The sequence below is a fragment of the Marivirga lumbricoides genome (genome assembly GCF_014636295.1).
GTDB lineage: Bacteria > Bacteroidota > Bacteroidia > Cytophagales > Cyclobacteriaceae > Marivirga > Marivirga lumbricoides.
The window spans coordinates 50,273-64,154 of the sequence record NZ_BMEC01000011.1 but is presented as its reverse complement, the minus strand read 5'-3'; the positions used below and the strand labels follow the sequence as shown (position 1 = coordinate 64,154).

At 36.2% G+C, this 13,882-nt stretch carries 15 protein-coding genes; 10 read left to right on the top strand and 5 right to left on the bottom strand.

Translation table 11 applies throughout. The features are described 5' to 3' along the window. Positions 1–3: 3 nt before the first annotated feature. Positions 4–504, top strand: coding sequence for a hypothetical protein (locus IEV85_RS16745; protein WP_188465553.1), 501 nt, complete (start codon positions 4–6; stop codon positions 502–504). A 29-nt stretch (positions 505–533) separates the two neighbouring features. Here the strand turns inward: IEV85_RS16745 and IEV85_RS16740 are convergent, their stop codons facing one another. Next, positions 534–890, bottom strand: a complete 357-nt coding sequence (locus IEV85_RS16740) for an ArsC/Spx/MgsR family protein (RefSeq protein ID WP_188465551.1) — start codon at positions 888–890, stop codon at positions 534–536. A gap of 128 nt (positions 891–1,018) precedes the next feature. Here IEV85_RS16740 and IEV85_RS16735 point away from each other — a divergent pair, with 128 nt between their 5' ends. Continuing rightward, entirely contained in the window at positions 1,019–1,486 is a 468-nt protein-coding gene (locus tag IEV85_RS16735) for a hypothetical protein (RefSeq protein WP_188465549.1), read from the top strand. Between the two features lie 74 nt (positions 1,487–1,560). Here IEV85_RS16735 and IEV85_RS16730 read toward each other — a convergent pair whose 3' ends face one another. Then, complete coding sequence (locus IEV85_RS16730) at positions 1,561–2,724, bottom strand: iron-containing alcohol dehydrogenase (protein WP_188465547.1); 1,164 nt, start codon at positions 2,722–2,724, stop codon at positions 1,561–1,563. A gap of 150 nt (positions 2,725–2,874) precedes the next feature. Between IEV85_RS16730 and IEV85_RS16725 the strand changes: the two genes are divergently transcribed. The 8 genes from IEV85_RS16725 to msrA all read left to right on the top strand — a co-directional run bounded on the left by IEV85_RS16725 (position 2,875) and on the right by msrA (position 11,528). After that, positions 2,875–3,543 carry a DM13 domain-containing protein gene (locus IEV85_RS16725; RefSeq protein WP_188465545.1) on the top strand — a complete coding sequence of 223 codons (669 nt, stop codon included), beginning with the start codon at positions 2,875–2,877 and terminating at the stop codon, positions 3,541–3,543. 7 nt (positions 3,544–3,550) lie between these two features. Beyond that, on the top strand, positions 3,551–4,393 hold the full coding sequence (locus IEV85_RS16720) for a hypothetical protein (RefSeq protein WP_188465543.1): 843 nt from the start codon (positions 3,551–3,553) through the stop codon (positions 4,391–4,393). A 121-nt stretch (positions 4,394–4,514) separates the two neighbouring features. Next, entirely contained in the window at positions 4,515–5,192 is a 678-nt protein-coding gene (locus IEV85_RS16715; RefSeq protein WP_188465541.1) for a hypothetical protein, read from the top strand. Between the two features lie 91 nt (positions 5,193–5,283). Beyond that, positions 5,284–5,880 carry a hypothetical protein gene (locus IEV85_RS16710; protein WP_188465538.1) on the top strand — a complete coding sequence of 199 codons (597 nt, stop codon included), beginning with the start codon at positions 5,284–5,286 and terminating at the stop codon, positions 5,878–5,880. An 81-nt stretch (positions 5,881–5,961) separates the two neighbouring features. Further along, positions 5,962–7,011, top strand: coding sequence for a hypothetical protein (locus IEV85_RS16705; RefSeq protein ID WP_188465536.1), 1,050 nt, complete (start codon positions 5,962–5,964; stop codon positions 7,009–7,011). Between the two features lie 72 nt (positions 7,012–7,083). Further along, on the top strand, positions 7,084–9,615 hold the full coding sequence (gyrA, locus tag IEV85_RS16700) for a DNA gyrase subunit A (protein WP_188465534.1): 2,532 nt from the start codon (positions 7,084–7,086) through the stop codon (positions 9,613–9,615). Positions 9,616–9,712: 97 nt separating this feature from the next. After that, complete coding sequence (locus IEV85_RS16695) at positions 9,713–10,867, top strand: tetratricopeptide repeat protein (RefSeq protein WP_188465532.1); 1,155 nt, start codon at positions 9,713–9,715, stop codon at positions 10,865–10,867. 133 nt (positions 10,868–11,000) lie between these two features. Further along, complete coding sequence (gene msrA, locus IEV85_RS16690; RefSeq protein WP_188465530.1) at positions 11,001–11,528, top strand: peptide-methionine (S)-S-oxide reductase MsrA; 528 nt, start codon at positions 11,001–11,003, stop codon at positions 11,526–11,528. Positions 11,529–11,546: 18 nt separating this feature from the next. Here the strand turns inward: msrA and IEV85_RS16685 are convergent, their stop codons facing one another. The 3 genes from IEV85_RS16685 to IEV85_RS16675 are packed head-to-tail and all read right to left on the bottom strand — an operon-like array spanning position 11,547 to position 13,880. Next, positions 11,547–12,416: a 5-oxoprolinase subunit C family protein gene (locus IEV85_RS16685; protein WP_188465528.1), complete on the bottom strand. Its 870-nt coding sequence runs from the start codon at positions 12,414–12,416 to the stop codon at positions 11,547–11,549. After that, complete coding sequence (gene pxpB, locus IEV85_RS16680) at positions 12,409–13,122, bottom strand: 5-oxoprolinase subunit PxpB (RefSeq protein ID WP_188465526.1); 714 nt, start codon at positions 13,120–13,122, stop codon at positions 12,409–12,411. The genes IEV85_RS16685 and pxpB overlap by 8 nt, the downstream gene beginning before the upstream one ends. Further along, positions 13,122–13,880, bottom strand: coding sequence for a 5-oxoprolinase subunit PxpA (locus tag IEV85_RS16675; RefSeq protein WP_188465524.1), 759 nt, complete (start codon positions 13,878–13,880; stop codon positions 13,122–13,124). The genes pxpB and IEV85_RS16675 overlap by 1 nt, the downstream gene beginning before the upstream one ends. Positions 13,881–13,882: the final 2 nt, after the last annotated feature.

The window sequence follows — 13,882 nt, the reverse complement described above, 5'->3', positions numbered from 1 at the left end:
CAGATGAACTCAGTAAAAACACTTATTATACTTTGCTTTTTAGCACTTGCAGCTTGTAGCCCGAAATCAGTGCTTCAAACAGATAATGGACAAACTATAGACCTAAGTGGTAAATGGACAAGAACTGATGCTGAAATAGTAGCCGATCAGCTGTACAGTAAAATGCTTAAATCCGAATGGCTTAAAGAATTTCTTTCCAAAAATAATTATCGCCCTACTGTCTTGGTAGAGTCATTCACAAACGATTTTGATGAATCGCTGGTGAATGATCAACTAAAAAGCATCTTTGCAGGTTTGCTAAAAGATAGCAGGCAATTCAACTTGATCAAGTCAGATGATACCTCTATACCGTATTATTTACTTAAAGGGAAGCTTTTTTCAGAACCTTTTGAGTTGAATGGTGAATCAGGTATAAATTATCGTTTAAACCTTTACCTTGTTTCAACTGAAGGGGAGAGGGTTTGGAAAGATGATAAAGCCGTTAAGAAATTCATTAAAAATTAACATGAGAGGTCCACACGATCTTTTATTCTTTAAGAATGTCCGAAACGATCTTTTAATCGCTCAACAGTTTTTTTACTATTACCTATAAAAAGCTCTCCATTTACAAGAAACACTGGTCTTTTAAGAAAGGTATACTCTTTTAATAAATGCTCTTTATAATCATTTTCTGAGAGGTTCTGTTGGTTTAAGCCAAGTGTTCTATATTTAATGGATCTTTTATTAAATAGCTCTTCGTAGGATTCCGTTATTACATATAGTTCCAATAATTGAGGTTCTGAAAGAGGGCTGTTTTTTATGTCTATTTTCTCAAAATCATTTAAATCTAATTGAGACATTATTTTCTTACAGGTGTCACAAGTACTTAAATAATAGACTACTTTTCTCATATTTTTTAATTTTAGCGCACTTAATAGTTAAAAAATTTGCCTTATGTTAACAAAAAGCTTTAATTCGAGGTTTAAATAAATATAAAACTAAGTTAAACATAGTATATTTAATAATTATGAAAATTATAATGAAAAAAGGATTATTTGTTTTAGCGGCATTGATTTGCTTTAACTTTTCAGCAGTTCAGGCACAAGATGAAGCTGTAACAGATGAGGATTTATACAATTATGCATTATTAATGCAAGTTGTAGATCAAATGAAAGCAGGTATCAGTACTTCCGTTCAAACTATTATTGATAACCAGGATGGGTTTGATGTGAAGAGATATCAGGAATTAGCAAGTGCAGGTGATGATGAGGCAAAATTAAAAGCTAAAGGAGCTAATGATTTTGAAGTTAAATTCATGAAACTTATTGTGAAGGAGCAGGATGAAAGAAAAGATGCTATTAAGGAAGTATTAAATACATTAGCTCAAAAGATGGTTGGCGTAAGTAATTACAAAGCCATTAAAGCAGCTCTTTCCTCCGATGCTGATGTTCAGGCCAGATATAAAGAAATTTCAGAAAGAATTGCTCCACCTCAGGGAGAAGCTTAATTTTTTCTACCTATAAAAAAGGCTAAACTTGTAAATGAGTTTAGCCTTTTTTATGAATCAAACTATAACCAGAGTTAATAGCTCATTTCAACAATAGCTTTAGCTAGTTCTGGCCCCACTTTCTGTCTTTCACCTAATCCAAGCCACTTTCTTTCCTTAAACCTGTCATGTACTATCTGAGCAGTGTCACTATAGTCTTCAGTATAATCAGATAGCCTGGTATCTATACCTAATGATTCGAAGAAATCAACGGTTTTTTCAATGGCCTTCTCAGCAATTTCAATTTCAGACTCTCCCTTTAAATTCCAAACTCTCTTACCATACTGTGCGAGTTTTTCTTTTTTATCCTCAAATAATTTTCGGTATAAGTTAGGAGCAATAATAGCTAAAGTTCTTGCATGGTCAATTCCGTGTAAAGCGGTTAATTCATGTGCAATCATATGAGTTGACCAGTCAGTTGGCACACCTAGCCTTAATAATCCATTAAGAGCCATGGTAGCTGACCACATAAAGTTTCCTGCGAGTTTTTCATCTTTAGGATTTTCCATTATGCCAGGGCCAATTTCAATTAATGTTTGCAAAATTCCTTCTGAAATTCTGTCCTGTAAAATAGCATCATGTTTGTAAGTAAGATATTGCTCCATTACATGTGTAAACGCATCAACAATACCATTGGCTATTTGTCTTTTAGGTAAGGACTGAATTACTGCGGGATCTAAGACTGAAAAGACAGGAAAATACTGTGGGCCTCCAAAGGTTCTTTTCTGTTGAGTGGAAGCTTTTGTAATTACTCCACCACTATTCATTTCTGAACCGGTTGCAGGCAAAGTAAGTACAGTGCCAAAAGGTACCACTTTTTCCTGTTTCCTGGCCAGTCCCTTCTCTACAAGGTCCCATTCATCACCCTGATAATGCACAGCTGCTGAAATAAATTTGCACCCGTCAATAACAGAGCCACCTCCAACAGCTAATATAAAATCAATGTTTTTCTCTCTGATGATATTTACAGCCTTCATAAGTGTTTCGAAATGAGGGTTAGGCTCAATTCCCGCAAATTCCGTTACTTTGAAGTCAGAAATAGCCGCTACTACCTGTTCGTAAATTCCATTACTCTTTATACTTCCTCCTCCATACGCTAACAATATTTTTGATTGGGGAGGGATGTTGGTTTCAAGCTTTTTAATCTCTCCTTTTCCGTAAATGATTTTTGTAGGATTATTAAATTCAAATGCGTTCATAAATTATTTTAATTTTTCAGAATAACGGTCTATTACCGCATTGGTTTAAGCTTCTTTATCTAGTAGTAACTTTCAAACCTCTTAAAGAGTCCGCTGTAAGACTTTTTAATAGCGATTTTTTATTTTCATTTACTTGATAAACTAAAGCTTATGAATAGATTAGTTCTTTATTCTGTCGTTTTTATCTCACTTTTTATAAGCTGCATAGGTGAGGATGTAGTTGAAGCAGAAGTGAATCTTGCCAAGGTAGAGATCACTACACCGATTATTTCTCTTGAAATTGGCACTTCTATTCAACTTGATTTTCAATATGAAGATCAGCTAGGAATGGAAGTTATACCAGGTCAGATTGAATGGCAATCAAGTGATGCCTCAGTATTAAGTATTACGCAGGAAGGGCTACTCAGTGCTGACAAAGTTGGTTCAGCTACTATTAAACTTACAGTGGACAATATGCTGATGGACTCCATTACTATTGAAGCTAATGAAATGACTAAATTCTCCCAGATGAGAAGTGGGGTATTTGTTGGGAAAAATAGCTATTCAGTTGAAGGTTCCTGCGAGTTGACTGATGTCGGTGGAAAAGTTGAGTTAAGGTTTAATGATGATTTTCGCACCTCAAGCGGGCCAGGCTTATATGTTTATTTGAGTAATTCTTCAACCGGGGTGGCTGGAGGGGCCTCTTTAGGTGAGTTGAAAGCAAATACAGGTGTTCAGACATACCAGGCACCGGAAAATATTACGCTAAATACCTATCAATTCGTTCATATATACTGTCAACCTTTTGGGGTACTCTTTGGTACTGCCACACTTAACTGATGCTTTCATGAAAAAATTAGGATTTTTTATTTTAATGATGTTTTTAGTAAGTCATGGCTATTCCCGCGGACCATGGCCTCAAAAGCCTAAGAGTGCATTTATTAAGCTGGGGCAATGGTGGATTAATGCCTCCAAATTCTATAATAGAAATGGAGAAATTATAGATATTACAACCACCGGACTTTATACTACCAGCATTTATGCTGAATATGGTTTTACTGAAAAGATAACAGGAGTAGTTTATGCTCCTGTTTTTAGTCGTGCAATTCTGAATAAGAGGGTAGATACAAATGATGTGCTTATTGCTGAAGGTGATGAATTGAATAGTATTGGAGATATTGATATATCTTTTAAATACACATTTTTACAGAAAGATGCCCTGGTAGTAAGTTTTGGTCTTACTTTAGGTATTCCTACTGGTAACCCTTCCGGAGGCAATACGCAATTGCTGCAAACTGGTGATGGAGAATTTAATCAGTTAGTGAGCCTCTCAGCCGGATATTCTTTTTATCCGGTACCCTTTTATGCTATTCTTGATCTCGGGGTGAACAACCGCACCAGTAATTTTTCTGATGAATTCCGTTATGGAATGGAGTTAGGCTATACATTGAAGAAGTTTACGCTAATTACGCGGGCATTTGGAGTAAAATCCTTCTTTAATGGAGATGAAAATGCACTCAATGGCAATGGACTCTTCAATAATAATGTAGAATATTTAAGTTTAGCACCAGAATTAATTTTTCAAGTGAATGAGCAATTGGGTTTATCTGCTGGATTTGGTACCGCGGTTTCAGGACGTTCAATTTTGGCTGCCAGAACATATCAGGCAGGTGTTTTTATTAAATTATAGCTATTTTATAGCTTTCTGCAATTTCAATTCCTATTTTTCATTTTTATGATTAAATTTCAGTTACTGAAGCTTCAATAATATCATTGCAATGGGCTTCTGATAAGCTTAAAATATTTTTAGAATGAGAATTAACATATTTCCACTTGCTGTAGTGTTTCTAACTTTGGTGCTTTCATGTCAAAAGAAGTATGAGGATCAGGGAACTAATTCAATTAAAGCATTATACGGTAATTTAACTGAGCAGAAAAAATACTATTACGAGGTGGAATATACCGAGGGGTTAGCTCATCAGGAACCTGTTTTTTTATTATACGGAACAGGTAAACTTACCAGAAGTTCTTACGGAAGTTTGTCAGGCTTTTATTTTGGATTAACTAAGTCTGTAAAAGAGAATTACCTTCAAATTATTAGGAATGATGATCAGACAATAGAGAACTTAATTAGTACGGATTTTGATGATGCGGCAATAGATGTACTGGCTGACTCCCTGCATAGTGCAATATTACTTAATCCGGAATGGCTTCTAACTTTAATTAATGAAGCTGAAAAGATGTCGGTGAAAAATGCTGATGAGGGGAGTTTAATCACATTGACCTTTCCCAACCGAAAAAGGACAATTGAAATTATAAGTTCAGAAGATAATAAAGAGCTTTTGCAATTATCTATTCACAGAAGCTTACCCGATAATAGTACTTACTCCAGAAAGTGGTACTTTAAATATTTACAAAATGATGTTTATGATGAGCAAGTTGCGATTTTTAGTAAGCAATCTGGCGCTGCATCAAAAAACTTCCTTTAGTTTACTGCTTATGTTTTAAAGATTTTGATTTTAAATTGGATTATATAGTCAAATAATGTATTTTTCCTCGTGTTTTTAATTGATTTAGCAAATGTTCAGCGAGGAAGAGATAGCTATAATAATTAGCAATAAGCAAATAGATGAGGTAGTAGCTCAGCTTAAGAAAGAATTTATTGAAAGTGAGGCACGCTATCTGAAAATTAAAAACCATGATTTTTTAGCTATCATTTTGCTTAGCCCGGAAGTGGGGAAGAAGATGGCTAACCAGAATATCAGCTTAGGAGAAGAAATGTCTCTTCAGAAAAAAGCGCGTAAGTATTCCAAAGGAGGCTTCTTTCTGTCAAAAGACCCGGTGGTTGATGGCCTTAAATATTTAATTAAAAGTTTCCCCAAGTGGGAAGATAAATTCTACACGGCTATCAATAAATGTTTGGATATATTAATACAAACTGAGGAACTTCAATTAATAAATGATAATTCAATTTCATTTGAATCCAGGCTAATGCGTTCCCCTTATTTTTTAGTGCGTTTTATTTCTTCTTTGTTTCTTGAGAGTGATGAGGAAATCCTTCAGACCAGAAAGATTAAAAAGGATGAATTAGAAAAGTTGAATGAAATAGGAGAGAAGGTAGGCCTTGGTAAACACCTTATTTTTAAAGAATTTATGGCAAAATACGAGTTAAAGTAATACTATTATGTTGCTTTAGCATAATTATTGTACCTTTGTCAGTTGAAAATAATCGAATTGGTTGTTCAGGCAATATATTTTATGAGGATAATACTTGTTTTCATCATAGCTTTTGCGCTAATGCAAACCCAGGTGCTGGGGCAGGTATTTAATCCGTGGGGGCCTCCGCCTAACAGCGCTGATATTCAGCCTAACCTTTTTAGAAGAGTCCTTTCTCATTTTTCTGCTGAAGTAGCTATTGGCTACGGAAATACACGTTACAGGCAAAATCTCGATGATTATTCACTTTATAGTACGAATGGCAATTTATATATATTGGGCTCTGATAGTGCCTATAATTTATCTGTAGGAATAGGCAACTGGCTGAATAAACCATTTGTTACTGATACACTTAATACCTCAAATGCTGTTTTTTATGATGCCAATAGTAATGAAGGTGCTCCGGGCTCTTCTTATTTGATTGAAAGTGGTGAAAAAAGACTGAGAGGTGGGGGGCATGCTGTTCCTGTTCATGTAAAATTACATTTTAATTACCTGAGATATAGATTAGGAGCGGGTGCTACTTTCGAATTAAATACTACTGCAAAAATGAGCTTAAAGGGCTTTCCTGATTATATTAACAGTTATGAATCAGATTTTAACAGTTTTTTTACTCAAAAGTATTATATCACTGCAGGGGTACGTTACTGGGATTGGTGGAATTTTTCATATTACGCGGATATAGAGTTTGGGAAATTTAAGCTTCCTGAGAGTACTTTTCCTTCCTCAACAGTTTCGGAAAATAGCTACTGGAATTTCGGATTTCCTGTAGAAAAAAACTTATCAAAATACTTCCATCTGGTTATGCGTCCTTCTATCGACTTAAAATCGATAAATACTCAAATTCCTACCGGAGAAACCATTAAAACCAACATGTGGAATGTTCAATTTCAAGTAGGCATAAGGGTTAGCTTCCCATTATATCGAAACTGCCCCATAAAAAATTGTGAGGCGCAGAAAGAACACATCCATGTTGATAAAAAATTTAGAGGTCAGCCAATCCATAAAATACAAAACCCAAAAGTGGGTGAAAATCACCCTTATTTAGCGACAGAAAAAAGAGGTTTGTTTGGTTTTTTGAAACGTAAATGAAATGCTTATTTTTGTCACTGCTTGATTAAAATTCAGTAAATTGCAGATTAATTAGATTTTAGTAACATACTTATGGCTCAAGGAGAAAATGAGAATATAATCCCGATTTACATCGAGGATGAGATGAGAGTAGCCTATATCGATTATTCGATGTCGGTAATTGTTTCCAGAGCACTTCCTGATGTGAGGGATGGGCTCAAACCAGTACATAGACGTATACTTTACGGAATGCAGGATTTAGGTTTATCCTACAACCGCCCTTATAAAAAATCTGCCAGAATTGTTGGTGAAGTATTAGGTAAGTATCACCCACATGGTGATTCAGCCGTGTACGATACTATGGTGAGGATGGCTCAGCCATGGTCGTTAAGATACCAAATGGTGGATGGTCAGGGTAACTTTGGTTCTATAGATGGGGATTCTCCTGCTGCCATGCGTTATACTGAAGCCAGGCTTAAAAGAATTGCGGATGAAATGTTGGGAGATATCAACAAGAACACGGTTGATTTCCAATCTAACTTTGATGATTCCCTAAAAGAGCCTTCAGTTTTACCTGCGAAAGTTCCGAATTTGCTATTAAATGGAGCATCTGGTATTGCTGTAGGTATGGCTACCAATATGGCGCCACATAATCTTTCTGAAGTTGTTGATGGTATTGTTGCTTATATAGAAAACAATGAAATTACTATTTCAGAGCTAATGGAGCACATTACTGCTCCTGATTTCCCAACAGGTGCAATAATATACGGGTATCAGGGTGTACGATCGGCTTTTGAAACAGGAAGAGGCCGAATTGTAATGCGAGCAAAAGCTGAAATTGAAGTGCTGAAATCAGGGAGAGAGCAAATTATAGTCTCTGAAATACCATATATGGTGAATAAGGCCAGCATGATTGAAAAGACTGCTGCCCTTGTGAATGAAAAGAAGATAGAAGGCATTTCCGATATCAGGGATGAGTCTGATAGAGATGGATTGAGAATTGTGTATGATATTAAGAAAGATGCAATTCCTAACGTTGTATTAAATAACCTTTATAAATATACCCAACTTCAAACCTCTTTTAGTGTAAACAATGTGGCTCTTGTAAAAGGGAGACCAGAGACTTTAAATCTAAAAGATCTTATTAAACATTATGTGGATCACAGACATGATGTAGTGATAAGAAGAACACAGTATGAGTTAGATGAGGCGCAAAAGAGAGCCCATATATTGCAGGGATATTTAATTGCTCTTGATAACCTGGATGAGGTAATCAAATTGATCAGAGAGTCAAGAGATCCTGAAATTGCGAAGAATGGCTTGATGGAGAAGTTTGAGCTTTCGGAAATCCAGGCCAAAGCTATTTTAGATATGCGTTTGCAGAGGCTTACAGGTCTTGAGCGTGAAAAAATAGTTTCGGAATACGAGGAAATCATGAAATTGATTGAGTATCTGGAAAGTATCTTGAATAATGAAGAATTAAGAATGCAAATCATTAAGGATGAGTTGCAGGAAATGAAAGATAGATATGGGGACGAGCGTAGAACTGAGATTGTTCATAGTGCAGAAGAGTTCACTGATGAAGATATGATCCCTAATGAAGAGGTAGTTATTACAATTTCTCATCAAGGGTATATCAAAAGAACGCAATTAGGAGAATATAAAACACAAGGAAGAGGTGGAGTAGGTTCGAAAGGGGCCGGCAGTAAAACAGATGATTTTACAGAGCATTTGTTTGTAGCTAAAACCCATAATTACCTGCTGATTTTCACGGAATCAGGAAAGGTTTTCTGGATTAAAGTATATAGGTTACCTGAAGGTGCCAAAACCTCAAAGGGAAGAGCCATTCAGAACCTGATTAATATAGAACCAAGTGATTCTGTTCGTGCTGTTATTAATGTGGATAATCTTTCTGATGAAGATTACATTAATAATAACTTCTTAGTAATGTGTACTGAAAAAGGTACGATCAAGAAAACTACTTTAGAAGCTTATTCACGACCTCGTACTAATGGAATTAATGCCATCACTATTAATGAAGGCGATAGATTGCTAAATGTTAAAATGACGAATGGTGACAATAACATCATTATTGCAGCCAGATCCGGAAGAGCTATCAGGTTCCATGAAAGTAACGTAAGGCCAATGGGAAGAACAGCTGCAGGGGTTCGCGGTATTACTTTAGCCAGTGAAACTGATGTGGTAGTTGAAATGGTGGCCATCACCAGAGAGAACGCTAACTTATTGGTAGTTTCAGAAAAAGGTTATGGTAAGAGATCGGACATTGAGGCTTACAGAGTAACAAAAAGAGGCGGTAAAGGTGTTAAAACACTTAATGTAACTGAAAAAACCGGCAGCCTTGTGGCCATAAAGGAAGTAATAGATACTGACGATTTAATGATTATTAATAAATCAGGCATCACAATTAGGTTAGCAGTTGAAACCTTACGTGTGATGGGTCGTGCAACTCAAGGGGTGAGGCTTATTAAAATTAATGAGCAGGATAGTATTTCTTCTGTAGAGAAAATTGAAAAAATTGATGACATAGAGGATGAAGTAGATGATATTACTTCGGAAAATATGAGTGATTCAACAGGTTCAGAAGAAGAAAAAACTGAAGAGTAGGAAATAATTATTTGAACAGAAATTGTAATTTTCTAATTTTACCTCAAATCATGCTGAGGGGATCAGTGATTAAACAAGTATAACTAATAAAAAGAAGATGAAAAGAATAACTTTATTTTTTGCCATGATCTTATTTGCGGGATTGGCGTTTGCACAAAATTCCAACGTGAGAAAGGCAGAAAGTGCATTGGAAAGTGGCAAATTGCAAGAAGCTAAACAGCTGATTGATGAAGCAGCAAAACATGAGAAAACCATGGATGATGGCAAGACCTGGTATGTAAGAGGAACCATTTATCAGGCTTTAGTAAATAAGGAGTACTCTGATGAGAACCTGAAAGAAGCTGTAAAAAGCTATGATAAAGTACAGGAAATGGAAAAAGAAGGTTCTAACTACTATACTTTGACGGATTTGAAAATCCAGGAATTATGGGGTAATTTTATCAATAAAGGCTCTGAGGCTTACTCAGCGGCTGATTACTCAGCAGCCAACAAAGCTTTTGAGAAAGCTTTATTAGTTTTACCGGAAGATACAACAGCAACTTTATATGCCGGTATTTCAGCTCAGCAGGCAAAGGATAATAAAACTGCCCTTAAATATTACTACAGGTTAATTGATTTAGATTATCAATCAGAAGATATCTATGGTAGCATCATCTCTATTGAAAGATATGAGAATCAAGATATAGACAAAGCTCTTGAAGCTATCAAGATGGCTCAAAAGCAGTTCCCTGAAAATGATGCATTTGAAAAACAAGAGATTAACCTTTTAATTTCAGCAGAAAGAACTGATGAAGCAAGAGCGAAGATTTCTGAGGCCATAGAGAAAGATCCTACTAATGCTAATCTTTACTTTAACTTAGGTTATTTACATGAAGAATTAAAGCAGCCTGAAAAAGCTGAGCAAGCTTACAAAAAAGCAGTGGAGTTAGATCCTGATTATTTGGATGCTAATTACAATTTGGCGGTATTCTACTATAATAAAGCTGCAGACCTTTTTGGTAAAGCAAGAGACATGGATCTTCAAACTTACCAGAAGCAAGGGAAAAAGATAGAAGCTGAAGCAAAAGAATATTTGAAAAAAGCTAAACCTTATTTCGAGAAAGCTCATGAAATAGCACCTGAAGAATTGGCGGTAATAGAAACATTGCAAACAGTTTACATGCAATTAGGTGAGAATGATAAAGCTGAGAAATTGATGGAGAAGGCTGATGCTATCAAAGCAAAATCCGGAGCTACAGAGGGAGGAAATTAAGGCCCGCTATTGAAACATTCGTTTAAAATAAAGGTTACTCATGGAGTAGCCTTTTTTTATTTCCGACTATCCTAATTTTTAAAAGGAAGTTGGGTAGGCAATCATTTTAGAATTTAATTGAATAAAGAAATATATGCAATTAGCCACATTAGGAGCAGGTTGTTTTTGGTGCATTGATACAGTGCTGAGAAAGTTAAAGGGAGTAGAAAAAGTAACCTCAGGGTTCTCAGGAGGATTTATTAAGAATCCACCCTATAGAGAGGTGGTTACTGGCAGAACAGGGCATGCGGAAGTTGCTCAAATAAGCTTTGATCCTTCAGTAATTAGTTACGAGGAAATTTTAGAGGTCTTTTGGCAAACTCATGATCCCACTACATTGAACCGCCAGGGTGCAGATGTAGGCACTCATTATAGATCCATTGTACTCTATCATAATGAGGAGCAAAAGAGTATTGCAGAGAATATGAAGAAAAAGCTTGATGAATCAGGTATTTTTGATGATCCTATTGTTACAGAAATTGTTCCTTTTGAAGCATTCTACGAAGCAGAAGACTATCATCAGGATTTTTACAGGCTTAATCAGGAGCAACCTTACTGTACTTTTGTTATCAAACCAAAAGTTGATAAACTGAAGAGACTATTTGCAGATAAATTGAAGTAATGGCTACTTTAAACTATTTTACGCCAGACTAAACCACAGTTCACTGCCTGGCTTCATTTGAGCCAGGCTATCAAGGTCTTCCTCAATAACATTGGCTATGCGTGGATAACCCCCGGTGGTTTGGGCATCTGCCAATAAAATAATGGGTTTATATTCATTTGTAACTTGAATGGTACCAGGGATTATTCCTGAAGATATCATTTCATAATTACCAGGGCCTCCTTTAAGTTTAGTGCCTAAGCGATAGCCCATTCTATTGGAATCCTGAGTGATAATATGGCCAGCACTAAAGAAGTGAGCGATTGTCAGTCGTGAAAACCCTTCAAATTCAGGCCCTGGAACAACCCTTACCCTTAAAATGTCAGCGTGAGGCGTTCTTTTGTTTATCTTATTTCTGCTAGTTTTGCTCTTACCAGCAAGTATAGATAATGTGCTGCCTTTTTTAATGAGACTATCAGGAGTAAGTAGCTCAGGTGAAAAACTTGAGGCACTGGCACTTCCCAGCCATGTTGTAACCTGCCACTCGCCAGCAATTGCAAGATATGCCCTGCAACCTGAAACAGGCTTGCCAAATGAAAGAACGTCATTTTTCTTAATGGAAATTAATTGATGGTTGCCAATTAAGCTGTCATTTAGTTGAGGACTTAAACTAGCGCCTGTTATTGCTATCTCGCAATCAGTGTTAAAAGTGATTTCAGGTCCTATTAATGTTATTTCCAAAACGGGAGTATTTTCCGGGTTTCCTACCAGGTAATTGGCATTCTTTGCTGCTTGCCTGTCTAATACTCCACCAAGTGGTACGCCTACATTTTGATAGCCTAATCTTCCTAAATCCTGAACAGTAGTATGTAAACCTGGTTTTTTAAAAGTTAACACTATCTCATTCATAAAACTCTTTTTCAGTAATTTGTCCCTTAGAAAAGCCAGTGGCAATTGTAGAATGTTCCGATGCACTAATTGGATAGAAGCGAACAGTGTCTCCCATTCTAAACAGAAATGGGTTTTGCTCCGCTAAGTTAAGAGGCGGAACGGGAGAGTTTCCAATTAATTGCCATCCTCCTGGTGCCTGAGCAGGATAAATACCTGTTTGTGATCCAGCTAAGCCAACAGCGCCCTGAGGAACCTGTTTTCGAGGGTTTTCTTTTCTTTTACAACGAAGCTGATCTGGCAATTTCCCCAGGTACGGAAAGCCTGGGATAAAACCGATCATATAAACTTTGAAAGGAGTAGAAGTGTGTAGGGAAATAATTTGTTCTGAAGTAAGACTGGTATAGCTACAGACTTCTTCCATATCAGGTGCAAATTTCTCTTCATAGCAGACAGGAATGCGAAAGCTTCTTTGTTCTTTGGAGCTGATTGTGTTTTTCTTTTCTTTGCTCTCCCATGATTTAATCCTATTCTTTAATACATCAAAGCTGATTTTTCCAGGATTGAAAACAGCAGTAACAGAATTGTAAGCAGGGATAGTATACACGATTTCAGGCATCATCTCCAGTTTAGAATTAAGCCAGGAGACGGTCTCATTTACTTCAGGATCAATTACTTCCTTCAACTGAATGAGTATTGAATTGCTTCCATATTGAGTCAACTTCATTAAATAGTAAATTTTTTGATTGACAATTGTTGCTGATGAACCAGATTATGTACTTCCTGTAGTATTTCAATAGCCAGAGGATTGTCTCCATGGATGCAAATACTATCAACATATAAATCTATTTCACCTTCAGCTGTTTTCACTTTCCCTTTCTCAACTATACCTAATATTTGAGCTACTGTCTCTTCAACAGAGGAAATGACAGAATCCTCTTCAGAACGAGGGGCTAAGTTTCCGTTTGGCAGATAGTTGCGGTCTGCAAAACCTTCTTTTATAAATTTAATATTTTTTTTCTGTGCTGTATTTTCAAGTTTACTTCCTGCTAGTCCCATTATTGCTAAATCTTCATCAAGCATTAGAATAGCTTCTATTACTGCTATAGCTTCTTCTTCATTGTTGGCAATAGAATTGTATAAAGCGCCATGAGGCTTGACGTAGCTGAGCTTTCCTCCCAGGCTCTCTGTAATACCTTTTAAAGATGAGATTTGATACTTTACCACTGCCTGAAGCTCATCAATAGGCAGTTGAATGTATCTCCTGCCAAAACCCATTAAATCAGGATAGGAGGGATGTGCGCCAATTTGTACATTATTATTTAGTGCTAACTTTACTGTTTTTTCAATAGTTAAAGGATCTCCGCCATGAAAACCACAAGCTATATTGCAAGAGCTAATTAAAGGCATCAAAGCCTCATCATTTCCTACTTTAAAATTACCATAACTTTCTCCTACATCACAATTGAAATCTATTTCTTTCATAA

Bases quoted from the DNA above. Each gene is read 5' to 3' on its own strand.
- gyrA (WP_188465534.1), top strand. From the start codon at position 7,084: ATGGCTCAAGGAGAAAATGAGAATATAATCCCGATTTACATCGAGGAT.
- IEV85_RS16710 (WP_188465538.1), top strand. From the start codon at position 5,284: ATGTTCAGCGAGGAAGAGATAGCTATAATAATTAGCAATAAGCAAATA.
- IEV85_RS16730 (WP_188465547.1), bottom strand. From the start codon at position 2,724: ATGAACGCATTTGAATTTAATAATCCTACAAAAATCATTTACGGAAAA.
- pxpB (WP_188465526.1), bottom strand. From the start codon at position 13,122: ATGAAGTTGACTCAATATGGAAGCAATTCAATACTCATTCAGTTGAAG.
- msrA (WP_188465530.1), top strand. From the start codon at position 11,001: ATGCAATTAGCCACATTAGGAGCAGGTTGTTTTTGGTGCATTGATACA.
- IEV85_RS16695 (WP_188465532.1), top strand. From the start codon at position 9,713: ATGAAAAGAATAACTTTATTTTTTGCCATGATCTTATTTGCGGGATTG.
- IEV85_RS16715 (WP_188465541.1), top strand. From the start codon at position 4,515: ATGAGAATTAACATATTTCCACTTGCTGTAGTGTTTCTAACTTTGGTG.
- IEV85_RS16705 (WP_188465536.1), top strand. From the start codon at position 5,962: ATGAGGATAATACTTGTTTTCATCATAGCTTTTGCGCTAATGCAAACC.
- IEV85_RS16735 (WP_188465549.1), top strand. From the start codon at position 1,019: ATGAAAAAAGGATTATTTGTTTTAGCGGCATTGATTTGCTTTAACTTT.
- IEV85_RS16740 (WP_188465551.1), bottom strand. From the start codon at position 890: ATGAGAAAAGTAGTCTATTATTTAAGTACTTGTGACACCTGTAAGAAA.
- IEV85_RS16720 (WP_188465543.1), top strand. From the start codon at position 3,551: ATGAAAAAATTAGGATTTTTTATTTTAATGATGTTTTTAGTAAGTCAT.
- IEV85_RS16685 (WP_188465528.1), bottom strand. From the start codon at position 12,416: ATGAATGAGATAGTGTTAACTTTTAAAAAACCAGGTTTACATACTACT.
- IEV85_RS16725 (WP_188465545.1), top strand. From the start codon at position 2,875: ATGAATAGATTAGTTCTTTATTCTGTCGTTTTTATCTCACTTTTTATA.
- IEV85_RS16675 (WP_188465524.1), bottom strand. From the start codon at position 13,880: ATGAAAGAAATAGATTTCAATTGTGATGTAGGAGAAAGTTATGGTAAT.
- IEV85_RS16745 (WP_188465553.1), top strand. From the start codon at position 4: ATGAACTCAGTAAAAACACTTATTATACTTTGCTTTTTAGCACTTGCA.